The 24,202-nt window shown below is 72.1% G+C and carries 22 protein-coding genes and 1 tRNA gene; 5 read left to right on the top strand and 18 right to left on the bottom strand.

All coding sequences use genetic code 11. The annotated features are described in order from the left end of the window. Window positions 1-18 precede the first annotated feature (18 nt). Window positions 19-735 carry an endonuclease III gene (gene nth / locus SKED_RS02390; protein ID WP_012865521.1) on the bottom strand — a complete coding sequence of 239 codons (717 nt, stop codon included), beginning with the start codon at window positions 733-735 and terminating at the stop codon, window positions 19-21. Between the two features lie 116 nt (window positions 736-851). On the opposite strand from nth, the gene SKED_RS02385 reads away from it, so the two are divergent. Together SKED_RS02385 and SKED_RS02380 are read left to right on the top strand one after the other, a co-directional pair. Further along, on the top strand, window positions 852-1,250 hold the full coding sequence (locus SKED_RS02385) for a hypothetical protein (protein WP_012865520.1): 399 nt from the start codon (window positions 852-854) through the stop codon (window positions 1,248-1,250). Window positions 1,251-1,361: 111 nt separating this feature from the next. Continuing rightward, window positions 1,362-1,997, top strand: coding sequence for a Crp/Fnr family transcriptional regulator (locus SKED_RS02380; protein WP_042438411.1), 636 nt, complete (start codon window positions 1,362-1,364; stop codon window positions 1,995-1,997). A 119-nt stretch (window positions 1,998-2,116) separates the two neighbouring features. Here the strand turns inward: SKED_RS02380 and SKED_RS02375 are convergent, their stop codons facing one another. Beyond that, window positions 2,117-2,596, bottom strand: coding sequence for a RidA family protein (locus SKED_RS02375; RefSeq protein ID WP_012865518.1), 480 nt, complete (start codon window positions 2,594-2,596; stop codon window positions 2,117-2,119). Then, window positions 2,593-2,751, bottom strand: a complete 159-nt coding sequence (gene sp36, locus SKED_RS19700) for a Sp36 family protein (protein WP_012865517.1) — start codon at window positions 2,749-2,751, stop codon at window positions 2,593-2,595. Before sp36 ends, SKED_RS02375 begins: the two co-directional genes overlap by 4 nt. A gap of 132 nt (window positions 2,752-2,883) precedes the next feature. On the opposite strand from sp36, the gene SKED_RS02370 reads away from it, so the two are divergent. From SKED_RS02370 to SKED_RS02360, 3 genes are all read left to right on the top strand, one after another. Beyond that, a complete protein-coding gene (locus tag SKED_RS02370; RefSeq protein ID WP_012865516.1) occupies window positions 2,884-5,175 on the top strand; it encodes a transglycosylase domain-containing protein in 2,292 nt (763 codons plus the stop codon). A gap of 4 nt (window positions 5,176-5,179) precedes the next feature. Further along, a complete protein-coding gene (locus SKED_RS02365; RefSeq protein ID WP_012865515.1) occupies window positions 5,180-6,112 on the top strand; it encodes a metallophosphoesterase in 933 nt (310 codons plus the stop codon). A 114-nt stretch (window positions 6,113-6,226) separates the two neighbouring features. Further along, window positions 6,227-6,300 (top strand) — tRNA-Pro (locus tag SKED_RS02360). Window positions 6,301-6,380: 80 nt separating this feature from the next. On the opposite strand, the gene SKED_RS02355 is transcribed toward SKED_RS02360, so the two are convergent. From SKED_RS02355 to SKED_RS02285, 15 genes are all read right to left on the bottom strand, one after another. Continuing rightward, window positions 6,381-7,679, bottom strand: a complete 1,299-nt coding sequence (locus SKED_RS02355; protein ID WP_012865514.1) for an anaerobic C4-dicarboxylate transporter — start codon at window positions 7,677-7,679, stop codon at window positions 6,381-6,383. Window positions 7,680-7,881: 202 nt separating this feature from the next. Then, window positions 7,882-8,391, bottom strand: coding sequence for a hypothetical protein (locus SKED_RS18805; RefSeq protein ID WP_012865513.1), 510 nt, complete (start codon window positions 8,389-8,391; stop codon window positions 7,882-7,884). A 34-nt stretch (window positions 8,392-8,425) separates the two neighbouring features. Continuing rightward, window positions 8,426-9,964, bottom strand: a complete 1,539-nt coding sequence (locus SKED_RS02345; RefSeq protein WP_012865512.1) for a leucyl aminopeptidase — start codon at window positions 9,962-9,964, stop codon at window positions 8,426-8,428. Window positions 9,965-10,145: 181 nt separating this feature from the next. Then, window positions 10,146-11,690, bottom strand: a complete 1,545-nt coding sequence (locus SKED_RS02340; protein WP_042438406.1) for an SLC13 family permease — start codon at window positions 11,688-11,690, stop codon at window positions 10,146-10,148. Between the two features lie 129 nt (window positions 11,691-11,819). Further along, entirely contained in the window at window positions 11,820-12,905 is a 1,086-nt protein-coding gene (locus tag SKED_RS02335) for a 3-deoxy-7-phosphoheptulonate synthase (RefSeq protein ID WP_012865510.1), read from the bottom strand. Window positions 12,906-13,287: 382 nt separating this feature from the next. Next, a complete protein-coding gene (locus tag SKED_RS02330) occupies window positions 13,288-14,034 on the bottom strand; it encodes a hypothetical protein (protein ID WP_012865509.1) in 747 nt (248 codons plus the stop codon). Next, the gene (locus tag SKED_RS02325) at window positions 14,031-14,999 is read right to left on the bottom strand and encodes an ATP-binding cassette domain-containing protein (protein WP_012865508.1); all 969 of its coding nucleotides are present in this window, start codon (window positions 14,997-14,999) and stop codon (window positions 14,031-14,033) included. Before SKED_RS02325 ends, SKED_RS02330 begins: the two co-directional genes overlap by 4 nt. After that, a complete protein-coding gene (locus SKED_RS02320; protein WP_012865507.1) occupies window positions 14,996-15,388 on the bottom strand; it encodes a GntR family transcriptional regulator in 393 nt (130 codons plus the stop codon). The genes SKED_RS02325 and SKED_RS02320 overlap by 4 nt, the downstream gene beginning before the upstream one ends. Window positions 15,389-15,589: 201 nt before the next feature. Then, a complete protein-coding gene (locus tag SKED_RS02315; RefSeq protein WP_012865506.1) occupies window positions 15,590-16,645 on the bottom strand; it encodes an aspartate-semialdehyde dehydrogenase in 1,056 nt (351 codons plus the stop codon). Between the two features lie 75 nt (window positions 16,646-16,720). Then, window positions 16,721-18,028, bottom strand: coding sequence for an aspartate kinase (locus SKED_RS02310; protein ID WP_012865505.1), 1,308 nt, complete (start codon window positions 18,026-18,028; stop codon window positions 16,721-16,723). Between the two features lie 166 nt (window positions 18,029-18,194). Then, a complete protein-coding gene (locus SKED_RS02305) occupies window positions 18,195-18,851 on the bottom strand; it encodes a DUF5063 domain-containing protein (protein WP_143755625.1) in 657 nt (218 codons plus the stop codon). After that, the gene (gene recR, locus SKED_RS02300) at window positions 18,844-19,443 is read right to left on the bottom strand and encodes a recombination mediator RecR (protein ID WP_012865503.1); all 600 of its coding nucleotides are present in this window, start codon (window positions 19,441-19,443) and stop codon (window positions 18,844-18,846) included. The genes SKED_RS02305 and recR overlap by 8 nt, the downstream gene beginning before the upstream one ends. A 53-nt stretch (window positions 19,444-19,496) precedes the next feature. Continuing rightward, window positions 19,497-22,115, bottom strand: a complete 2,619-nt coding sequence (locus SKED_RS02295; protein ID WP_012865502.1) for a DNA polymerase III subunit gamma and tau — start codon at window positions 22,113-22,115, stop codon at window positions 19,497-19,499. 68 nt (window positions 22,116-22,183) lie between these two features. After that, window positions 22,184-22,843 carry a methionine ABC transporter permease gene (locus tag SKED_RS02290; protein WP_012865501.1) on the bottom strand — a complete coding sequence of 220 codons (660 nt, stop codon included), beginning with the start codon at window positions 22,841-22,843 and terminating at the stop codon, window positions 22,184-22,186. Next, window positions 22,840-24,102: a methionine ABC transporter ATP-binding protein gene (locus SKED_RS02285; RefSeq protein WP_012865500.1), complete on the bottom strand. Its 1,263-nt coding sequence runs from the start codon at window positions 24,100-24,102 to the stop codon at window positions 22,840-22,842. The genes SKED_RS02290 and SKED_RS02285 overlap by 4 nt, the downstream gene beginning before the upstream one ends. Window positions 24,103-24,202: the final 100 nt, after the last annotated feature.

Here is a 24,202-nt window from a genome sequence, read left to right as displayed (position 1 = left end):
CGGTGTCGACCGACGCTGTCAGGCGGTCTTGACGAGCGCGGCTGCCGCCTCCGGGTCGGTCTCGCCGATCCCCGCCGAGGGGCACAGGCCGGCGACCGGGCAGGCCCCGCACGCCGGGCGTCGGGCGAAGCAGACGCGCCGCCCGTGGAAGATCACCCGGTGCGAGAGCAGCGTCCACTCCGACCGCTCGACGAGCGCACCGATCTCGCGCTCGACCACGACGGGGTCCTCGCTGGTGGTCCACCCCCACCGGCGCACGAGCCTGCCGACGTGCGTGTCGACCGTGATGCCCGGGACCCCGAAGGCGTCGCCGAGGACGACGTTCGCCGTCTTGCGACCGACCCCCGGGAGCGCGACGAGCTCGTCGAGGGAGCCCGGGACCTCCCCGCCGTGCCGCTCGACGAGCGCGGCGCCGATGCCCGCGAGGGACCGCGCCTTGGGGCGGAAGAACCCGGTGCTGCGGATCATGTCCTCGAGCACCTCGGGGTCGGCCTCGGCGTAGGCCTGCGCGTCGGGGAAGCGCTCGAACAGGGCGGGCGTCACCTGGTTCACGCGCTTGTCGGTGCACTGGGCGGACAGGACCGTGGCCACGAGCAGCTCGAGCGGCGTCGTGAAGTCGAGCTCGCAGCGGGCGTCGGGGTACACGTCGGCGAGGAGGCGGTTGGTGCGTCGCGCCCGGCGGACCAGCGCGACCGGCGGCCGCTCGGCGGGTCGGGCTCCTGCTCGCGTGCTCACCGTTCGTTCCTCCTCGCACGTGCAGACGCAGTGGTCCACATCACTCAAGATCGACCGCCGGCGTGCCGACAGTAGGGATGTACGCAACTTCACCTGATCATCGCCGGGAGCACGTCGTGCTGACTGCCTCAGAGACCGCCCTCCAGCTCCTGGACATCGCCGAGCTGCGGCGCACCCGTGCGGTGCTGCGGCACGAGGTCTCGCAGGCGACGCACTGGCGCCGGATCATCCGGGCGAGGCTCGACCTCACAGTAGCCCGCGCGGTGCTCCCGTCCCGGCTCGGGCTCGAGATCACGGACCAGGTGAGCCCCGAGACCCTCTCGATGCTGCCTGCCTTCGGCGACCTGCTCGCGGCCGCGCGGCGCCCCGGCGACGCCTTCGCCGTCGACGACCTGCTCCGCCTGCGCGCCGCCGAGAAGTCCCTCGGCGAGTACGAGGCGCAGGTGCGCCGAGCGCTGATGCAGGCGACCGACGTGCTCGTGGAGCGCCTGGAGGCCGTCCGCGCTGTACCGTGAGGGAGCGCACATGAGGCAGACTGTGGTGCGCACAAACACCAGCTACTCCCGTGAAGGACGTTCCGCGTGGACAACGACGACGTAGTGCTCTCTGCTCCCCTCTTCGCGACCATGGAAGAGGCCGAGACCCGTGGGCTCCTGGCCTCCATGTCGAAGGTCGAGCTCGCCCGCGGCGACGTGCTGTTCACCGAGGGTCAGCCCGGTGACCGGCTCTACGTCATCAGCGAGGGCAAGATCAAGCTCGGCCGCAGCTCGAGCGACGGCCGGGAGAACCTCATCGCCGTCCTCGGACCGGGCGAGATGTTCGGCGAGCTGTCCCTGTTCGACCCAGGCCCCCGCTCGCTCGGCGCGAGCGCCGTCTCCGACTCGGTGGTCTACGAGCTCGGCCACGACGCGCTGCTCCGCGTGCTCGAGGAGAACCCGGGCGTGGCCAAGCACCTGCTGACCGCCCTGGCGCGCCGCCTGCGCCGCACCAACGAGGCGCTCGCCGACCTCGTGTTCTCCGACGTGCCCGGCCGTGTCGCCAAGGCGCTCCTCGACCTCTCCACCCGCTTCGGCGAGCAGGTCGACGAGGGCATCCGCGTCGCTCACGACCTCACGCAGGAGGAGCTCGCCCAGCTGGTCGGCGCCTCCCGCGAGACCGTCAACAAGGCGCTCGCCGACTTCGCCGGCCGTGGCTGGGTCCGCCGTGAGGGTCGCGCCGTGGTGCTGCTCGACCTCGACCGGCTCGAGCGCCGCGCGCGCTGACCAGCACGACCGCAGGACAGACGAGAGCGGGCCCGCAGCAGATGCTGCGGGCCCGCTCTTCTCGTGCGTCGTGGAGCGCGTCGTGCGTGGTGGAGTGTGCGGTCGACCCCGGGTGGGTGTCAGCTCTCCTCGAGCTCGACGACCAGCTCGATCTCGACGGGCGAGTCGAGGGGCAGGACGGCGACGCCGACCGCGCTGCGGGCGTGCACGCCGGCCTCGCCGAAGATCTCGCCGAGCAGGACGCTCGCACCGTTGACCACGGCCGGCTGGCCGGTGAAGGACGGGTCGGAGGCGACGAAGCCGACGACCTTGACGATGCGCGAGACCTGGTCGAGCGACCCGATCTGCGACGCGACCGCGGCGAGCGCGTTGAGCACGGCGGTGCGGGCGAGCGAGGCAGCGACGAGCGGGCCCACGAGGCCTTCTCCGTCACCGACCTTGCCGGTCGCGGCGAGCGCGCCGTCGACGAAGGGCAGCTGGCCCGACGTGTAGACGTAGCGTCCGGTGCGCACGGCCGGGACGTACGTCGCGACCGGGGCGGCGACCTCGGGGAGCTCGAGCCCGAGCTCGGCGAGGCGCCCGAGGACGGAGGACGTCACGAGGTGGGGCGCTTGAGGTAGGCCACGAGGCCGTTGCCGTCAGGGCCGGTGACGACCGTGACGAGCTCCCAGCCGTCGGACCCCCAGTTGTCGAGGATCTGCTTGGTCGCGTGGATCAAGAGCGGAACGGTCGCGTACTCCCAGGTCTGTGCCATGCGCCCGAGCCTAGTGCGTGCACGGGCGGCAGGACAGCCCGCGGCAGGAGCCCTCCCATGCTCACAGAACCCCCACGTCCTCACCGCCCTGCCCCTCTCCCCCGGCCTAGGGCCTCCGCGTAGGCTAGGGACATGGCATCTTCTGCGCTCGATGGCGGCTCGCTCACGCCCGAGGACGACGGCGACGGTGGTTCGACGACCGCTCGGCGGCCCCGTCACACGGTCAACCCCTTCCAGGCGCTCGCGCTGCTGCTGACCTTCGTGCTGCTCGCCGGGGTCGGCGGGCTGCTCATGGCGGGCCTGGTCATCCCCGTGGCGGCCGCCACGAGCACCGTGACCAACGGTGGTGTCGAGGCCTTCAACGACCTGCCGACCGAGCTCGAGCCGCAGCCCCTCGCGCAGGCGTCCAACATCTACGCCGCGGACGGCACCACGCTGCTCGCCCGGCTGTACTCGGACAACCGCGAGGTGGTCCCGCTCGACCAGATCTCGGAGAACCTCCAGCACGCCGCGATCGCCGTCGAGGACCGCCGCTTCTACACCCACGGCGGCATCGACCCGCAGGGCATGGCCCGCGCGCTGGTCTCGAACCTCCGCGGTGGTGACGACCAGCGCCAGGGTGCGTCGACGCTGACGCAGCAGTACGTCAAGAACGTGCTCATCGACCTCGCCAAGCGCGAGGACGACCTCGCCGCCGTCCAGGCCGCCTCCGAGAGCACGGTCTCGCGCAAGCTCCGCGAGGCGAAGCTGGCCATCGCGCTCGAGAAGCGCATGACCAAGGACGAGATCCTCGAGGGCTACCTCAACATCGCGCAGTTCGGCTCGTCCGTCTACGGCGTCCAGGCCGCCTCGCAGCGGTACTTCGGCGTCGACGCGTCCGACCTGTCGATCGTCCAGGCCGCGACCATCGCCGGCATCACGCAGAGCCCCAACGCGAACGACCCGATCCGCAACCCGGACAACTCGGAGCGCCGCCGCAACGCCGTCCTCAAGTCGATGTACGAGGTGCAGTACATCACCAAGGACGAGTACGACGAGGCACGGACGACGCCGCTCGACCAGACGCTCAACCCGCAGCCCATCAACCAGGGCTGCGAGGGCGCTGGTGGCGCGATCAACGCCGGGTACTTCTGCGACTACGTCACCAAGGTCATCATGTCGGACCCGGTCTTCGGCGAGGACCGTGCCGACCGCTACGCGCTGCTCTACCAGGGCGGGCTCAACATCACCACGACGCTCAACGTGGGCATCCAGGAGATCATCAACCGTGAGCTCCAGGGCAGCGTGCCCGTCGACAACGAGTACGGCTTCGCGATCGCCGGCGCGATGGTCGCCCCGGGCAGCGGCCAGATCCTCGGGATGTCGCAGAACAGCACGTACTCCACGGACGAGTCCGCCCAGTACTCCACCCAGGTCAACTACAGCACCGGCAGCGCCTACGGCGGGTCCAACGGCTTCCAGCCCGGGTCGACCTTCAAGGCCTTCGTCCTCGCCCAGTGGTTCGAGTCCGGGCACACGCTGCGCGAGACCGTGAGCGCCAACGAGCGCCGTTGGACGGTGGCGGACTTCCTCGAGAACACGCCTGCTGCGTCCTGCGACGCCTCGCTGCCGGGCACAAAGCCGTGGCAGCCGAAGAACGCCGACGGCAAGGCCGGCGGGAACATCTCCGTCGCGCGGGCCACGAACGACTCGGTCAACACCGCGTACGTCGCGATGCAGGCACAGATGAACCTCTGCGACATCGCCGCGACCGCCGACCGCATCGGCTTCGCTCCCGCGGACGGCGGAGCGGTCCAGCCCCGGATGACGATGACGCTCGGTACGCAGGAGACGTCTCCGCTCGGCATGGCAAACGCCTACGCGACCTTCGCCAGCGGCGGCGTCCGCTGCGACCCGGTCGCGATCCTGTCGGTGACCCGCGGCGACGAAGAGCTCCCGATCCCCTCCGCCAACTGCACCGAGGCGCTCAGCACGGCGACGGCGAACGCCATGAACTACGCCCTCGAGGGCGTGCTCAAGGAGGGCGGGGCCAAGAAGTCGGCGCTCGCCGGCCGCACCGCAGCGGGCAAGACGGGTACCACCAACAGCAACAACGACGCGTGGTTCGTCGGCTACACCAAGGAAGCCTCGATGGCCATCTGGATGGGCCACCCGCTCAAGGAGCGCTCGCTCGCCGACTCGCGGATCAACGGCGTGTACAACCAGTTCGTCTACGGCTCGACGATCGCCGCTCCCACCTGGAAGCGCATCATGGACCAGGCCGTCGGCGGCAACGAGGACGTACCCCTGAGTGACGCCATCGCCCCCGAGCAGCTCGGCCAGGCTCCCGCACCTCGGGCACCAGCGGCCCCCGAGGCCCCGGCAGCCCCTGCCGCACCCGAGGGCGAAGCGCCTCCCGAGGCACCCGCTCCGGCCGAGGGCTGACCGCGTGACACCCGCCACCCGGGCGGCCGTGGCACTCGCCGGTGCCGCGGCCGCCGGGGTCGGCGCTCTCGCCTGGGGCGTCGCCGAGGCCCACATGTTCACGCTCCGCGAGGTCACGGTCCCCGTGCTGCCGGCGGGGCAGCCGGACCTGCGGGTGCTGCACGTCTCCGACCTGCACCTCACGCCGTCGCAGCACGACAAGATCGCGTGGGTGCGGTCCCTCGCCGACCTCGCCCCCGACCTCGTGGTCGACACGGGCGACAACATGGCGCACGTCGGCGCCCTCCCCCCGCTGCTGCACGCCCTCGAGCCGCTCCTGCGGTTCCCCGGGGCCTTCGTCATGGGGTCGAACGACTACTTCGCACCGTCCTTCAAGAACCCGGCGCGGTACCTGCGGGCGGACGCCCGGACCTCCCGGTCGAGCGACCCCGTCCGGCTGCCCGCCGACGAGCTCGCCGCGGCCATGAGCTCCGCCGGGTGGAAGGACCTCACCAACCGTCGCGACACGGTCGTGGCTGACGGTCGCCGGATCGCCCTGGTGGGCGTCGACGACCCGCACCTGGACCGCGACGTGTTCCCGGCCGCTGAGCCTGGTGGGCTCCCGGACGTCGACCTCCGCATGGGCGTCACGCACGCCCCGTACGTGCGGACCCTCGACCAGATGCACCACGACGGGTCGGACGTCATCCTCGCCGGGCACACCCACGGCGGGCAGCTCTGCGTGCCCTTCTACGGGGCCCTGGTGACCAACTGTGACGTCGACCGCAGGCGGGCCAAGGGCCTGCACGGCTGGCCCGGGCCGCGCCCCGATCAGCCCGGCGGTGAGGACTCGACCTGGATGCACGTCTGCGCAGGTCTGGGCACCTCTCCGTACGCCCCGGTGCGCTTCGCGTGCCGTCCCGAGGCGGTCCTCGTGACCCTCACGTCGGGCCGCTGAGCCGCAGCAGGTCGCCGGTTTCGTGATGAGGCCACTTGTCGGCTATTCTGAGCAGGCTTCGAAGGACACACGGTGCTCGTCAGCAGGCTGGCACCATGTGGGTACGGAGCAGCTCGGGGTGTGGCGCAGCTTGGTAGCGCGCGTCGTTCGGGACGACGAGGTCGCAGGTTCAAATCCTGTCACCCCGACGAGCACGATGTCTCAGGGCATCGACAGAAGGGCCGGGTCTCGCAGAGACCCGGCCCTTCGTGCGTCTGCCACGACCGCCCTAGAGCACGACGCTCCCGACGGCGAAGCCCAGCAGCACCGCGAGGACGATGGTGAGGGTCCCCGGGACGATGAACGGGTGGTTGAACACGAGCTTCCCGATCTTCGTCGAGCCGGTGTCGTCGAGCTCGACCGCCGCGAGCAGCGTCGGGTAGGTCGGCAGGACGAACAGCGCCGACACGGCCGCGAAGGAGGCGACCGCCGTCAGCGGGCTGACGCCGAGGGCGAGAGCCGCGGGCATGAGGGCCGACGCCGTCGCCGCCTGCGAGTAGAGCAGCGCCGACGCGAAGAACAGCACCACGGCGAGCAGCCAGGGCTGTGCGTCGAGGGCGCCGCCCGAGACCGACTGGATAGTCTCGAGGTTGTGCTGGACGAAGGTGTCGCCGAGCCACGCGACACCGAGGACGCAGACGCACGCGCTCATCCCCGACCGGAAGGTCGACATCTCGAGGATCTTCGGGGTGCTCACGCCGCAGGTGACGGTGATGACGGTCGCGACCGTGAGCATGATGACGAGGATCGCCTCGTTGCGGGCGAGGGCCGGGTCGGCGATGAGGCCGACGTTCTCGCTGACGGCGGTCGCGTACGACATCACCGCCACGATCCCGACGAGGAAGATCACGACGGACCGCCGGGCACCGGGGCGTGCCACGTACTCCGTCTGCGGCCGGAAGGTGATCTCACCGCGTGCGAGGCGCGCCTGGTACTCGTCGTCGTCCGCGAGGTCCTTGCCCAGCCGGTTGGTGACGAGCGAGGCCAGGACCACGGCGAGCAGGGTGGACGGGATCGAGACCGCGAGGACCTGCAGGTAGTCGACGCCGAAGGGCTCGAGGACCGCCGCCACGAAGATCACCGCCGCCGAGACCGGCGACGCCGTGATGGCGACCTGCGAGGCCACCACCGCGATCGACAGCGGGCGCGACGGCCGGACGCCGTTCTCCTTGGCCACCTCGGAGATCACCGGGAGCGTCGAGAAGGCCGTGTGCCCCGTCCCGGCCATGAGGGTCATGCCGTAGGTGACGAGCGGGGCGTAGTACGTGATCTGCTGCGGCCGGCGCCGCAGCAGCCGGTCGGCGAGGTGCACCAGGTGGTCCATGCCCCCGGCCACCTGCATGGCGGCGATCGCGGCGATGACCGCCATGATGATCGAGATGACGTCGAAGGGCGCGGTCCCCGGGCTCACGCCCAGCAGGCCGAGGACGAGCACCCCGGCACCGCCCGCGTACCCGATGCCGATCCCGCCGAGGCGCGCGCCCAGGACGATCGCAGCGAGGACAACGGCGAGCTCGACGACGACCACGGGCCTCCTCCGTGCACGCGCCACGCTGCTGGCACGAGCGGCTGCTCTGCGGGCGACTTGTCCGCAAGATCACCATCGTGCCAGTGGCGTCGGGTAACGCCCGGGACCTAGGTCCCACGAGAGCGAGGGCCGGGTGCAGAGAGGCCCGGCACCGTCCACGACGGTGCCGGGCCTCGCCGGTGCTGACTGCCGACCGGTGTCGCTACGAGCCGTCGGGGACGACCCAGGCAGGTGCGCCAGGTCCGGTGACCATGACCGACCCGAGGTCGCCGAGGACCACCTCGACGGGCGCCCCGCTGTCGACCTCCTCCGGGAGGTCGAGGACCGTGGTCGTCGGGACGTAGTCCATCGTCCCCGGCCCGTCGGGCACGACCGGGGCCAGCGCGAGGGTCACCGTCCCGGCGTCGGCCGACTCGAGGGTCGCGACCGTCGGGTTGGTGCTGCTCCCGAAGGTCACCACCCACAGGCCCGTGCCGTCTTCCGTCCAACCGGCCCCGGCGGCCGCGTCCTGGGGCGCCTCGACACCTTCGGGGAGCCCGGCGGCGACACCGTCGGGGAGCCCGGACGAGTCGGCGTCGCCCGTGGGGACCGCCTCGGAGGGCGTCGTCGTGGCGGTGGCCTCCTCCGAGGCGTCGTCCGAGCCGCAGGCGGTCAGGGCCGCCGCCGCGAGCAGCGCGGCGGTCGCGAGGGCGAGAGTCCTGCTGTTCCTCATGTCCGTGTCCTTGTCGTCGGTGGGGCGGGGTGCGCTACTCCGCAGGGGCGGAGAAGCCGAGGGCGAGGTCGATGAGCAGCCGGGCGCCGAAGCCCGTCGCGCCGCGCGGGCGCCACGACTCGTCGGCCTCCGACTGCATGGTCCCCGCGATGTCGATGTGCGCCCACGGGATGCCGTCGACGAACTCGGACAGGAACAGCGCTGCGAGCGTCGCGCCGGCGTACTTGCCGCCCATGTTCGACATGTCGGCGACGTCGGAGTCCAGCTGCTTGCGGTACCGCTGCTCGAGCGGCAGCTGCCACACCTGCTCGTCGGTCGCACGGCCTGCGGCGAGGACGGCGTCGACGAGCGGCTGGTCGTTGCCGAGCACAGCCGCGGTCGACTGGCCCAGGGCCACGAGCGCGGCACCGGTGAGCGTCGCGATGTCGACGATCGCGTCGGGCTGCTCCTCCGCGGCGAGGGCGAGCGCGTCCGACATGACCAGGCGCCCCTCGGCGTCGGTGTTCTTGACCTCGACCGTGGTGCCGTTGCGGATGGTGAGCACGTCACCGAGCTTGAGCGCCGAGCCGGACGGCATGTTGTCCGTGCACATGAGGTACGCCGTGACAGCCGTCTGGCAGCCCAGGGCCTCGAGTGCCGTGAGCGCCGCGAGGACGGCCGCAGCACCGGACATGTCCATCTTCATGGCCAGGTGCATGGGGTCGGAGGGCTTGAGGCTGATGCCGCCCGAGTCGTACATGATGCCCTTGCCCACCAGCGCGAGCGTGCCGCGCGGCTCGACGGGCTGGCCGTCGGCGTCGGTCGGGACGTACCGCAGGCGCACCATGCGGGGCTCGTCGACGCTGCCGGCGTTGACGCCGAGCAGACCGCCGCAGCCCAGCTCGATCAGGCGCTGCCTGTCGTACGTCTCGACCTCGAGGCCGTGCTCCGGGGCGATGCGCTCGGCCAGGTCGGCGAGGTCGGTCGCGGTCAGGTGCCCGGGCGGGGTGTTGGCGAGGTCGCGGGCGAGCTCGGTCGCCGCGGCGACCACCATGCCGCGCTCGGCACCGGCGGCCACGTCGGCGCGGTCCGCCTCGGGTGCGACGATCTCGAGGCTGGTGAGGCCCACGTCCTTCGGGGCGGACTTGAGGACCGAGTAGCGGTACCGGGCGAGGAGCACGCCCTCGACCACGGCCTGCCCGGCGCTCTCCGCGTCGACGTCGGTGTCGGCCGGCAGGTGCAGCGCGATCGAACCGTACCGTCCGGCTGCACGGGCGAAGGCCGCCGCGGCGTCGCGGAGCTCAGCGGCGCACAGCTCGTCGGCGTGACCGATGCCGACCGCGACCACGGTCACGCCGTCACGGCGGGGCATGACGACCGTCTGGCCGACCTTGCCCTCGAAGTCGACGTGCTCGAGGGCGTCGCGCCCCACGCCGAGCTCGACCGGGACCTGCCCCTCGAGGCCCACGGGGTATCCCACGGCCTCGGCGTCACCGAGGATGTCGACGACCGAGACGGTCAACGACTCGAGCGCCTCCCTCGACGGCGTCGGTGTGAAGGTGTCAGGGATCAGCCTGTGCTCTGCGGTCGTCATGGGGTCCGTCCTCGTCGTCGTGGTGCGTGTCGAGCGTGTGGTCCCGCCTGCCCGGCGGTCCTGCCGGGCGCCGGACCCGCGGGTCCGTCCCCTCAGTCTGCCCTGCGGCAGGCGTCACGGCACGCCTGCGGCCACGGTGCGCGCCCGGGTGCGAGCGGCCCCGCACCGCGTCGCCCACCTGCTAGAACGGCCAGAAGACCGGCACGAGGAAGGTCGCCACCAGCACGAACAAGAGGGTGAGCGGCAGGCCGAGGCGCCAGTAGTCCCCGAACCTGTACCCGCCCGGCCCCAGGACCATCGTGTTGGCCGGCGTCGCGACCGGGGTGAGGAACGCGGCCGCAGCGGCGACGGTGACGCCCATGAGCATCGGCAGGGGCGACAGGCCGGTGTCGACCGCGACCGCCACGGCGATCGGCCCGATGACCAGGGCCGTCGCCATGTTGCTGATGAGCTGCCCGAGGATCACGGTGACCACCACGATCCCCAGCAGCAGCAGGTGCGGCTGGTCCGTGCCGACCACGTCGACGAGGCCACGGGCCATCGCGTCGGCCAGACCGGTGCTCTGGATCGCGACGGAGAGCGGGATCATGCCGCCCACGAGGATGAGCGTGGTCCACGAGATCGCGCGGTGCGCCTCGGAGACCGTCATGACGCGCAGCAGCACCATGGCGCACGCGGCGAGCAGGGCCGCGACCGAGGCCGGGACGGCGCCCGTCGCGAGCAGCAGCACCATGCCGAGCACGATGCCGATCGCCACCTTGGCGCGGCCGCCCATCGGGGCAGCCTGGCGGCGCAGCAGCTGGGGCGGGTCGACGACGGTGACGTCGGGGTCCGTCGTCGTCCGGTCGAGCGCCTCCCACGTCCCCTGGAGGAGGAGCGCGTCGCCGGCCTGGAGCGTCGTCGGCCCGACCTGCTCCCCGCCGCGCTGGATGGCTGCGATCACCAGGTCGCCGCTCTCGGTGACCATGCCGGGGAACGCCTCGGCCCCGATGAGCGCGGACCGCGGGGACACGACCACCTCGGTGACACCGGTGTCGCTGCCGAGGAGCGCGCGGTCGTCGAGGGCGTACTGCTCGGCGAGGAGCCGTGCGTGCCCGCTGAGGTCGCGAGGCAGGGCCGTCGGCGCGCGGTTCGGCAGCAGCCGTGGGCCGAGGAGGACCACCACGAGCATCGTGCCGAGCACGAGCGGCAGGCCGACGAGGGTGAAGGAGAAGAACCCGAAGGGCTCCTCCCCCGCGCCGACGGCGAGCTCGGAGACGAGGACGTTGACCGGGGTGCCGGTGAGGACGAGCAACGAGCCCGCGTGCGCCCCGAAGGCCAGCGGGATCAAGAACTGCGACGGCGACAGCCGCAGGCGGACCGCGGTCACCACCACCATGGGCAGCAGCGCGGCGACCGCGCCGTTGACGCTGATGAGCGCGGTGACGACCGCGACGAGGGCCATGAGCAGCACGACGAGGCGGGTACGGCTGCCGTGCGCGCGGTCGACGAGCTGCTGCCCGGCCCACGAGGTGACCCCAGAGGCCTCGAGGCCGTCGCTCACCACGAACAGCGCGGCGATGAAGATGATGACCGGGTCGCCGAAGCCGCCGAAGGCCTGCTCGAGCGAGACCACTCCGGTGCCGTACAGCGCGAGGGTGACGCCGATCGCGACGAGCCCGACCGGCACCTTGTTCCAGACGAACACGACGACGGCGAGCACGAGCACGACGACGGTCACTGTCATGTCGTCCACACGCGAGACAGTACCGCCCACCAAGTCCCCCCGCTGTCATGCTCGGGGCGCGACCGCGGGGCCCTCTAGAGAGGGCCCCGCGGTCGCGCCCCGAGCATGAGTACGGCGGGGTCGGGGGCGTCAGGCCCGGCGGGCGCGGGAGGCTGCGGCGAGCTCGGTGAGGAGCTCGGCGGTGGTGTCCCAGTCGATGCAGGCGTCCGTGACGGACTGGCCGTAGACGAGGCCGCTCGGTGCGGGCTTCTGCGCGCCGGCCACGAGGAAGCTCTCCATCATGATCCCGGAGATGCCGTGGTTGCCGGCAGCGACGGAGCCTGCGATCTCGCGGACCACCTCGGCCTGGCGGACGTGGGACTTGCCGGAGTTGCCGTGGCTCGCGTCGATGACCAGGCGGCGGCCGAGGTCCGCGGCACCGACCACGTCGAGCGCGTCGGCGACGGAGGCGTCGTCGAAGTTGGGGCCCGAGCGGCCGCCGCGCAGGATCACGTGGCAGTCCGGGTTGCCGGTCGTCGCGACGGCTGCCGCGCGGCCGTCGGCGTCGATGCCGAAGAACGTGTGCTCGGCGGCTGCGGTGACGCAGCCGTCGACAGCGGCCTGGACGTCGCCGTCCGTGGCGTTCTTGAAGCCGATGGGCATCGAGAGGCCGGAGGCGAGCTGGCGGTGCACCTGGCTCTCGGGGTTGCGGGCGCCGATCGCGCCCCACGAGACGGCGTCGGCGATGTACTGCGGGCTCGTCGGCTCGAGGAACTCGCAGGCCGCCGGGACGCCCTCGTCGAGCACGCCGAGCAGGACCTCGCGCGCCAGGCGCAGGCCGCGGTTGACGTCGAAGGACTCGTCCATGCCGGGGTCGTTGATGAGGCCCTTCCACCCGACGGTGGTGCGCGGCTTCTCGAAGTACACACGCATGACGACGACGAGGTCGTCGGCGAGCTCCTGCGCGAGGGGCGCGAGGCGACGGGCGTAGTCGAGTGCGGCGGCGGGGTCGTGGACCGAGCACGGCCCGACGATCACGAGGAGGCGGTCGTCCGTGCCGTGGACGACGTCGCGGACCTCGCCGCGGCTGCGCTCGACGAGCTCCGCGCTGCGGTCGGACAACGGCAGCTCGGCGAGCATGGTCGCCGGGGCGGGCAGCGGGTCGAGGGCGCGGATGCGCAGGTCGTTGGTGCTGTGAGCGTCGATGAGAGTGTCCAGTGACGAGTGGGCCGACATGGGGGCGGGTCTCCGTTCGGGGGTCTGACGAGGGCTGCGGCTGAGAGGGGGTGGTCTCAGACGGAGCCGTGCAGGCCACGAAGATCCGGGGTGCGGAGTCGGCCCGTCTGAAAAGACGAAGGACCCCGACGCGCGTCTGCGTCAAGGTCCTGTGCTGGCTCCGGTGGTCGGTTGGTCAGGCGTGCGCCCGCTCGGCCCCACCAGGAGCCAGCGTAAAGCGCAGATACCAACGATTTCCGGTCACGAGAGCGAGGCTAGCACAGCCGCCCGGCTGCCCCCGCTCCCGTCTCACCCCTCCCTTCGGCGACGCGCCACGCTCCCGGGGTACCTCGTGAGGTACCCCGGGAACGTGTCCCGTGGTGGTTCGAGGGAGCGGGGGCGGTCAGACGGTGACGCGGCGCATCGACGCCTGGTAGACGACGGCGTACACCGCGGCGATCGCCGCGGTCAGCAGCATGCGGGCGGCTTCGCCGTCGAGGGCCGACGGGAGCCAGCCGCTCGAGCCCCGGTCGACGAGCAGCATCATCACGAGGAACAGCGGCGGGATCGCGGGGATCAGCGCGACGGTGCCCCACAGGCCGCCGAGGCGGTGGTAGGCCATCCCGACGACGAGCCCGGCGACCGCGGCCGTCGCGAAGACCAGCAGGTAGACCAGGAACATCCTGGGGGCGTCGGCGACGCCGTCGAAGGTCACGCCGGCGACGGTGCGCGCCCGCCACCCGGCCGCGTCGATCACGAGCGACTCGACGACGAGCAGCACCACCATGACGAGGGAGTAGACCGCGGCCATCCCGACGACGGTGACGAGGTTCGCCCGGACGAACGACCGGCGCGTCAGCCCTGCGGCGAGGTGCGCCGCGAGCTGGCGCAGGCTCAGCGCGATCGCCATGGCAAAGCTGAACCACATGGCGGCCTGCGTGCCCATGCTCACGACGCTCGCGGCCGTGCCGTCGTCGCGGGTCCCGAGGCCGTTCGCGCGGAACACGAAGGTCGCGACGACGGTGAGGACCAGGATGATCCCCCAGAACCAGGCGGCCATGTAGAGGTGGGAGGACAGCAGCCACCACGCCGCGCGGCGGGTCTGGCTGCGCCGCACGGGGATGCGGCGGGGTGTGTCGACGGCGGTCATCGGTCGACCTCCTCGGTCGTGGTGGTGGTGGCCGCGGCCGTCGCGGCTGCGGTCGTCTTCCCGGTCGTGGTCGGCACGCTGCCGGGCTCACCCCGGCCGTCCGTGAGGTGCACGAACAGGTCCTGCAGCGCCACGGGCCCGACCTCGAGCCCTGCACGACGCACGCGCTCGAGCACCTGGGCGTCGAGGTGGCCGACGACCGTCACCTGGGACGTGCCGCCGAGCTCGGTCCGGGCGAGCACGTCGATCGCGAGGTCGGCCACCACGTCGTCGACGACGGCCCGTGGGCCGGTGAAGGTGGAGCCGCGCTCCCGGAGCGAGTCGGCCGTGTCGGTCAGCAGGACACCGCCGCGGTGCAGGATGGTCACCTGCTCGAGCACCCGGTCGAGCTCGCCGATGAGGTGGCTCGACAGCACGACGGTGCGGGGGTGCTCGACGTAGTCGCGGAGCAGCGCCTCGTAGAACCTGTAGCGCGAGGGGGCGTCCATGCCGAGGTAGACCTCGTCGAGGATGGTCAGCGGGGCCCGGGCCGCGAGGCCCGTCGAGGCGCCGACCGCGGACTTCTGCCCGCGGGACAGGGAGCCGATCTTGGTGCTGAGCGGCACCTCGAACTGGTCGAGCAGGTCCTCGGCGTAGGCGCGGTCGAAGGCCGGCCGCATCCCCTCGACGAAGTCGAGGTTGACCGAGACCTTCTCGTCGTCCATGACGTCGCCGCTCTCGCGGACGAAGCAGGTGCCCTCGAGGACACGCTCGTTCTCGAAGGGGTCCTCGCCGTCCACGAGGACGGTGCCGCGCGTCGGGCGTCGGAACGCCGCGAGGAGCGAGAGCAGGGTGGTCTTGCCGGAGCCGTTGCGGCCCAGCAGGCCGTGGACGACGCCCGGGGCGAGCGTGAGGTCGACGCCCTGGAGCGCGGGGCGGTCGAAGGTCACCCCGACGCCGCGGAGCTCGACGCTGAAGCCTGTCATGACTGTGCCTCCTGGCTGGTGGTCGGGGCGTCGCCGGCGAGGGCCTCTGCGACGTAGCGCTGGATCTCGTCGGCGCTGATGCCGAGCAGCGCCGCACGGTCGAGGACCGGTCGGAGCTCGTCGGCGAAGAAGTCGGCGCGGCTGCCCGCACGGAGCCTGTCGGCTGCGCCGTCGGCGACGAACATGCCGACGCCGCGCTGCTTGAAGAGCACGCCGTCCTCGACGAGGAGCGAGAAGGCCTTGGCCGCCGTGGCCGGGTTGATGCGGAAGGTCGTCGCGTACTGGGTCGTCGACATGACCTGGGTCCCCTCCGGGAGCGAGCCGGCGAGGACGTCCCGCCGGATCTGGTCGGCGATCTGCAGGTAGATCGGGTCTCGTCCGTCGAACACGCCGCACCTCCCCTCGTCTCAGGGCGACCGTCCGACCGCCTCACTGGTTCACTACTCCACTAATGAACCACAGAACCAGCGAACGCACAAGAGCCCACACACACATGCCCGGAGCGCGAGCGCACAGCCCTCTGCGGAGGGTGGTGCGAACGCGCCCCGGGCATGAGGAGGCGGGAGGTAGTGGGGTGGGGGGGTGGGGCCTCAGGTGGTGGGGATGCGGGCTGCGACGAGCTCGGCGACCTGGACCGCGTTGAGGGCGGCGCCCTTGCGGAGGTTGTCGTTGCTCACGAACAGGACGAGACCACGACCACCGGGGACCGACTGGTCCTGGCGGATGCGGCCGACGAAGCTCGGATCGGCGCCGGCAGCGTCGAGGGGGTTGGGCACGTCGGCGAGCTCGACACCGGGTGCGGCGGCGAGCAGGGTCCGTGCCTCGTCGGGGGTGATGGCCCGGCCGAACTCGGCGTTGATCGACAGCGAGTGACCGGTGAACACCGGCACGCGCACGCAGGTCCCGGCGACCGCGAGGTCGGGGAGCCCGAGGATCTTGCGGGACTCGTTGCGGAGCTTCTGCTCCTCGTCGGTCTCCTCCGAGCCGTCGTCGACGAGCGACCCGGCGAGCGGCACCACGTTGAACGCGATGTTCTTCACGTACTTCACGGGGTCCGGGAAGGTCACCGACGACCCGTCACGGACCAGGCCGACGGTGTCCTGCTCGACGGCCGCACGCACCTGGGAGTCGAGCTCCGTCGCCCCTGCGAGCCCCGAGCCGGACACGGCCTGGTACGTCGACACGATGAGGCGCTCGAGCCCTGCGGCGTCGTCGAGGGGCTTGAGGACGGGCATGGCCGCCATGGTGGTGCAGTTCGGGTTGGCGATGATCCCCTTGGGGGCGTCGGCGACCGCCTCGGGGTTGACCTCGGCGACCACGAGGGGCACCTCGGGGTCGAGGCGCCAGGCCGAGGAGTTGTCGATGACGACAGCGCCCGCCGCGGCGAAGCGCGGCGCCTGCGCGGTCGACGTCGAGCCGCCCGCGGAGAACAGCGCGATGTCGATGCCGGAGAGGTCGGCGGTCGCCGAGTCCTCGACGACGACGTCCTGCCCCTTCCAGGGCAGCGTCGAGCCGGCAGAGCGGGCGGAGGCGAAGTAGCGGATCTGGGCGACCGGGAAGGCGCGCTCCTCGAGCAGCTGGCGCATCACGGCGCCCACCTGCCCGGTGGCTCCGACGACGGCGACGGTGAGTCCGGGGTGGCTCATGGTGAAGACCTTTCGGGGTGCCGCGGGCGTCGCGCCCGGGCAGGGTTCAGCAAGCAGGTGTCGGGACGGCGGGCCTCAGCGGCCGGTGCCGCCGTAGACGACGGCCTCGGCCTCGGTGTCGAGGTCGAAGGCGGTGTGCACGGCACGGACCGCGGCGTCGAGGCTGTCCTCGCGGGTGACGACCGAGATGCGGATCTCCGAGGTGGTGATCATCTCGATGTTGATGCCCGCGTCGCGCAGCGCGCCGAAGAGCTTCGCAGACACCCCGGGGTGCGACTTCATGCCCGCACCGACCAGCGACAGCTTGCCGATCTGGTCGTCGAGCTGGATCGACTCGAAGCCGATGGCCTCGCGCACGGCGTTGAGGGCCGTGGTGGCCACCGGCCCGTCGGACTCCGGGAGGGTGAACGAGATGTCCGTGCGCCCCGTCGAGGCACCCGAGATGTTCTGCACGATCATGTCGATGTTCGCGCCGGCCCCTGCCACGACCTCGAAGATGTGGGCTGCCGTGCCCGGGACGTCCGGCACGCCGACGACCGTGATCTTGGCCTCGCTGCGGTCGTGCGCCACCCCGGAGATGATCGGTGCTTCCATGACGGCTTCTCCCTCGCTCGTCCCGGCGTCGACGCCCGGGACCGTGGTGACGTTGCTGGCGTTGGTGACGAGGGTCCCTGGGACCCCGGAGAACGACGACCGGACGTGGACCGGGACGTCGTAGCGGCGGGCGTACTCGACGCACCGCAGGGCGAGGATCTTGGCGCCGCTCGCGGCCATCTCGAGCATCTCCTCGTAGGTGATGCGGTCGATCTTGCGCGCGCTCGAGACGATGCGCGGGTCGGCGGTGAAGATGCCGTCCACGTCGGTGTAGATCTCGCAGACGTCGGCGCCCAGCCCTGCGGCGAGGGCGACGGCGGTCGTGTCCGAGCCGCCGCGGCCGAGGGTCGTCACGTCGTTGGTGCTCTCCGTGACGCCCTGGAAGCCGGCGACGATCGCGACCGAGCCCTTGTCGACCGTCTCGCGGATGCGCCCGGGGACCACGTCGACGATGCGCGCCTTGCCGTGCACGGCGTCGGTGATGACACCCGCCTGCTGGCCCGTGAAGGACTTCGCCTTGACCCCGAGGTTGTTGATGGCCATCGCGAGGAGCGACATGGAGATGCGCTCGCCGGCGGTGAGGAGGATGTCCATCTCGCGCGAGGGCGGGATCGGGGTGATCTGGCGGGCGAGGTCGATGAGCTCGTCCGTCGTGTCGCCCATGGCCGACACCACGACGACGACGTCGTGACCGGCCTTGCGTGCCTCGCTGATCCGCTTGGCGACGCGCTTGATGCTCTCTGCGTCGGCGACTGACGAGCCGCCGTACTTCTGCACGATGAGTGCCACTGTGCTGCTCCGTTACGTAGCTGGTCCCGTCGATCTAAACGTCCACCAGGTGCTGTCCGAACGGTTCGAGTGTACGACCCGGGGCGCGCGGGTCCAGCCCTCGTCCACGAGAGGGCGAGGGGCAGGACGGGCGGACCGGCGGACCAGAGCCACCAGGATCCTGGGCTCAGCCCTCGAGCGCGTCCCGCTCGGCGTCGGCGGCCGGGTCGTCGGCCACGTCCGTGCGCAGGTGCCCGAGGATCAGCACGAGACCGCGGACCGCGCTCGCGCCGCGGTCGCCCCACGAGGTGAGGTAGGAGAACTGCCACCACCACAGGGCCTCGACGACGTGCCCGGCCTCGTAGTGCTGCAGCCCCTGCCCGAGGGCGGCGGCGACGGTCGCGAGGTCCGCCGAGAGCGCGGCGTCCCCGGTGGCGTCGCTGAGGACCGGGTCGACGACCTCGGTGTACTCGTCGATGCCGTCGAGGACGAGGGCCAGCCCGATGCGCAGCGGGTCGATGTCGGTCTCCTCGCCGTCGTCCGGCTCGGTCCGGCTGGAGGGTACGACGTCGACCATCGCGCCGAGGCGCGCGCCGGCCCCGAGGACGTCGGAGGTGGCGAGCAGCAGCAGCGGGATCGCGGCCTCGGGCACAGCCCCGGAAGCGACGTCGGCGCAGGTCTGCAGGAACCGTGCCGCCTGCGGCGCGAAGGCCGCGGCGACACCGACGACGTCGGTGCGCCCCGCACCGACCGCAGACGCAGCGGCAGTGGTGGTGGCGGTGGCGGTGGCTGAGGTGCCCGTGGGGTCCGGGGTGCCGGCTGCGTCCGCAGCGTCGTCAGGCACCGACGACCCGCCGTCCCTCGAAGGCACGGCCGAGCGTGACCTCGTCGGCGTACTCGAGGTCTCCGCCGACGGGCAGGCCCGAGGCGAGACGGGTGACGCGCAGGCCCATCGGGCCGAGCATCCGGGCGAGGTAGGTGGCCGTGGCCTCCCCCTCGACGTTGGGGTCCATGGCGAGGATGACCTCCTGGACGGCCCCGTCGGCCAGACGGGTGAGGAGCTCCTTGATGCGGAGGTCGTCCGGGCCGACGTTGTCGATCGGGTTGATGGCCCCGCCGAGCACGTGGTACTTGCCGCGGAACTCGCGGGTGCGCTCGATGGCGACGACGTCCTTGGCCTCTTCGACCACGCAGATCACCGCGACGGAGCGGCGCGGGTCCTGGCAGATGCGGCACTGCTCGGACTCGGCGACGTTGCCGCAGATCTCGCAGAAGCGGACCTTGAGCTTGACCTCGGTGAGCGCCTCGGCGAGGCGTCGGGCGTCCTCGGCGTCGGCGGCGAGGAGGTGGAACGCGATCCGCTGCGCGCTCTTGGGCCCGATGCCGGGAAGCCGGCCGAGCTCGTCGATCAGGTCTTGGACTGCGCCTTCGTACACCCCCCTAGCCTACGTGCGCGCGGGCCGTCCGCAGACCCGAGGGGCCCGACGACTCAGACCTGGCCGTCGACGATCTCGTCGATGATGGTGCCGCCGAGGATCTGGGTGACGAGCGGGACGCCGACGAGCCCGGTCGAGGCGAGGTCCTCGTCGTCCGGCTGGGGGTCGTCGACCACGTGGGCGCGCGCCTCCTCGGCAGCGCGCTCCTCGGCGAAGCGACGCTCGGCAGCCTGACGCGGGGTCTCCCCCGGCACGGCGGAGGCGTCGGTACGCGCACCGGCCGGCGCGGCAGCCCCGCTGACGGCGGGCGCGGCGTCCCGTGCGGGAGCCGAGCCGTTCGCAGGAGCCTGGTCACGTGCGGGCCCCCGGTCGACGACCGGCTCCGGCCCGTGGTCAAAATCCTCGGGCGGCTCTTCTCCGTACCCGGGCGGCGGCTCCTCGGCCGTGCCCCGACGCTCGGGCGGCGGGCCTGCCGGGCTCCCGGCGCGACCCGGCGCCGCACCCGCCCCGGTCGCGGCCGGGAGGGAAGCGGTCTGAGGGCTGGGCGCGGCTGCGGCCGGCGCAGGCTGCGCGGCGACCGGCGGGGCCGCCGGCGCGGAGACCGTCGACACCGGCACGTCCCACGAGGCTGCGGCCGCAGCGGGGTCGACCCCGGCAGGTCCAGCCGGTCGGGCTGGCGCGGACGCGCTCGGGGCGGGGGCCGCCGGGCGCGACTGCTCCTCGATGCCGCCCTCGACCCGGGCGTCGAAGCCGAGGGTCTCGCGGACGGCGCGCTGGACGAGCTCGGCGTGCGGACCGTTGCGGAACGTCGTCGCCAGACCGCTCGAGGCGAAGGTGAGGCGCAGCGTGGTGTCGCTGAGGTCGGCGACCTGCGCGTTCTGGGCGATGAGCGCCCAGGTGGACTTCTTCATGCGGCTCAGGGTGTCGAGCACCTCGGGCCAGCGTCGGCGCAGCATCTCGGCCGACGCGGCGGCGTGGCCGCCCTGCTCCGGCTGAGCAGCAGCCTGGGGTGCCGGCGGCGATGCCACCGGGGCAGCAGACACCGGGGCAGCGGCAGGCGGAGCAGCAGCCTGCGGGGCGGGCTGCGTGACCGGCGGGGCGGGGGCGACCGGCTCGGTGACCACGGCCGGTTCCGGAGCGGTCTCCGCAGGCGCGGGAGACTCTGCTTCCACCGGCTCAGGCGACGGGGCCGCCGCGCCCGCATCCGCGGCAGCGGCGGGCGACGTCTCGGCGGACGGTGCGTCCTCCCACGGCGGGATGCCCGAGGGGCGTGCCGGGGCCGTGGGCTCGACCGGCTCGGCGACCGGGGCGTCCGTGGCCTCGGCCGGGGCGCGGACGACGCCGACCGGCGCGGGCTCGGCAGCGCTCGCCGCCGGGGCCACAGGCTCCGTGACCACAGGTGCCGGCACAGCGGGAGCCGCGACCTGCGGTGCCACCGGGGCGGCAGGGGCCGGCGGCGCATACGCCGCAGCCTCCACGGCGCGCACCGGGGGCGCACCGGCGACGGCGCCGCGCTCGAGGCGGTCGAGCCGTGCGGCGATGCCGGTGGTCGTGTCGTCGACCGCGGGCAGCAGCAGGCGTGCGCAGAGCAGCTCGAGGTGCAGGCGGGGCGAGGTCGCACCGCTCATCTCGGTGAGCGCGGCGTTGACGACGTCGGCGGAGCGCGAGAGCTCGGCGGCGCCGAGGTTGGTGGCCTGCGCCTGCATGCGGGCGAGCTGGTCGGCCGGGACGCTGCGCAGCACAGCCTGGGCGGCCTCGCCCGAGACGGACAGCACGATGAGGTCGCGCAGGCGCTCGAGCAGGTCCTCGACGAACCGTCGGGGCTCGTGGCCGGTCGCGACCACGTGGTCGACCACGCGGAACATGCTGGCGCCGTCGCGGGCGGCGAGCGCCTCGACGACGTCGTCGAGCAGGGTGACGTGCGTGAAGCCGAGCAGCGAGACGGCGCGCTCGTAGTCGAGGACGCCGCTCTCGGCGCCGGCCATCAGCTGGTCGAGGACGGACAGCGAGTCACGGACCGAGCCGCCGCCGGCGCGCACGACGAGCGGCAGCACTCCCCCGCCCACCGTGATGTTCTCGCTGGTGCAGAGCTCGCCGAGGTACGTCTGGAGCGTCTCGGGCGCCACGAGGCGGAAGGGGTAGTGGTGGGTGCGCGAGCGGATGGTGCCGATGACCTTGTCGGGCTCGGTCGTCGCGAAGATGAACTTGAGGTACTCCGGCGGCTCCTCGACGATCTTGAGCAGCGCGTTGAAGCCCTGCGCCGTGACCATGTGGGCCTCGTCGAGGATGAAGATCTTGAAGCGGTCGCGCGACGGCGAGAACGTGGCGCGCTCGCGCAGCTCACGGGCGTCGTCGACGCCACCGTGGCTCGCCGCGTCGATCTCGACGACGTCGAGGCTGCCGGGGCCGCCGCGGGCGAGCTCCGTGCAGGACTCGCACTCGCCGCAGGGCGTGTCGGTCGGCGTCTCGGGGGTGTTCTTCGCACAGTTGAGGATGCGCGCGAGGATGCGGGCGGACGTCGTCTTGCCGCAGCCTCGGGGGCCGGAGAACAGGTAGGCGTGGTTCACGCGGTCGGAGCGCAGAGCCTGCCGGAGCGGGTCCGTCACGTGCTCCTGACCGATCACCTCGGCGAAGTTCTCGGGACGGTAGCGGCGGTACAGGGCTGTGCTCACCCCGCCACCTTAGACGGTGCACCCGACAGGGCCGAGCATCGCCCAGCCCTGTCGGGTGATCGTCGACCTCAGCGGTGCAGGGCCTTCTTGGCCAGCCAGTTGCCCAGGTACTGGGCGACCTGGACGATCGCCACGATGACGAGCACCGCCACCCAGGTGACCTCGTCGTTGAACTTCTGGTACCCGAAGCGCAGCGCGAAGTCTCCGAGACCTCCACCACCGATCGCACCGGCCATCGCCGACATGTCGATGACGCCGACGAACAGGAAGGTGTAGCCGAGGATCAGTGGGGCGAGCGCCTCGGGGATGAGCACCGACCAGATGATCCGGAACCGTGAGGCACCCATCGCGCGGGCCGCCTCGACGACGCCCGGGTCGAGGGCGACGAGGTTCTGCTCGACGATGCGCGCGAAGGCGACCGCCGCCATGAGGGTCATCGGCAGGATGACTGCCTGGACGCCGATGGTCGCGCCGGTCACCTCGTAGGTGACCGGGCGGATGGCCGTGACGAAGATGATGAACGGGATCGGCCGCACGAAGTTGACGATCACGTTGAGGACGTTGAACACGACGGGGTTGGACAGCAGGTTGCCCTTGCGCGTCGTGTAGAGGCCGAGGCCGATGAGGAGGCCGACGAACCCGCCGAGCAGCATCGTGGCCGAGACCATCTGCATGGTCTCGCCGAGCGCCGTCCACAGGCGGGGGCCGAGCTGGGACCAGTCGGTCATCGCGCACCTCCCTCGGTGGAGCCGTCGGTCCGGGGCTTGTCGAACCTCGGCACTCCGGGAGCGAGCGTCCCGCCCTCCGCGCTGCCTGCGAGGGTCGAGCCGGGCACCGGGTAGGGGGCGCTGGCAGCGAGGCCAGGCTCAGCCGTGCCCGTGGAGCCGTCGACCCCCGGGTCCGGCGCCGCCGCGGCGTCCTCGGCCCGTGGGTCGACGAGCGGGTTCGCCGCCGTCCCGAGGTCGGTGACGTCCGTGTAGCTGCGCAGCGTCGCGACGCAGCGCTCGATCGCGGCGTCGTCGCCGGCCAGCTCCCAGGTGAGCGACCCGAAGGGCCGCTCGGTGACCTCGGAGATGCCGCCGAACACGACGGTGCCCTGCACGTCGTTGTCGCGCAGCACGTCGGTGATGCGCCCTCCCGAGGAGCCGTCCTCGTGCACGGCGACCGTGACGAGTCGGTGCGGGTGGCGGTGCCGCAGACGCTCGAGCACCTTCGCGCTCGGGCGGTCCTTGACGGTCGCCCCGACGAACCGGCGGGTCGCGCGGTGCTGCGGGTCGGCGAAGACGGGGTACACGTCGCCCGACTCGACGACCTTGCCGTGCTCCATGACGGCCACGCGGTCGCAGATCGACTTCACGACGTCCATCTCGTGGGTGATCACCACGACGGTGACGCCGAGGTCGCGGTTGACGCGCTTGAGCAGCGCGAGGACGTCCTGGGTGGTCTCGGGGTCGAGGGCGCTCGTCGCCTCGTCGGCCAGCAGGATGCTCGGGTTGGTGGCGAGCGCACGGGCGATGCCCACGCGCTGCTTCTGCCCGCCCGAGAGCTTGTTCGGGTACTGCTTGGCCTTGTCGGCGATCCCGACGAACTCGAGCAGCTCGGCCACGCGTGCCGCGCGCCGCGCCCGGTCCCAGCCCGCCACCTTGAGCGGGTAGGCGATGTTCCCCGCGACGGTCCGTGACGAGAGCAGGTTGAACTGCTGGAAGATCATGCCGATGCCGGCGCGGACCTTGCGCAGCTCGGTCTCCGACCGGCCGGTGAGGTCGGTGCCGTCGACCTCGACCGAGCCGCCGGAGACGGTCTCGAGGGCGTTGATGAGGCGCACGAGCGTGGACTTGCCGGCACCGGAGTAGCCGATCACGCCGAAGATCTCGCCCTTGCGGATGTCGAGGGTCACGCCGTCGACGGCGTTGAACGGTCCCGAGCTCCCCTTGAAGGTCTTGGTGACGTCGGTGAACCTCACCATGGCGGTGTGGCTGGCGCTCATGCGCTGCTCCGTTCGGCGGGGGTGGATGGTCGATGGTGGCACGGCCCCGGCACCTGCGCACAGGGGCTCGTCGAGGCGCGAGACGCGCGCCGTCCGGGCC

This window comes from Sanguibacter keddieii DSM 10542 (genome assembly GCF_000024925.1).
In the GTDB taxonomy this organism is placed as follows: domain Bacteria; phylum Actinomycetota; class Actinomycetes; order Actinomycetales; family Cellulomonadaceae; genus Sanguibacter; species Sanguibacter keddieii.
The sequence above is the reverse complement of the archived record's forward strand: the minus strand, read 5'-3'. Positions and strand labels throughout refer to the sequence as shown.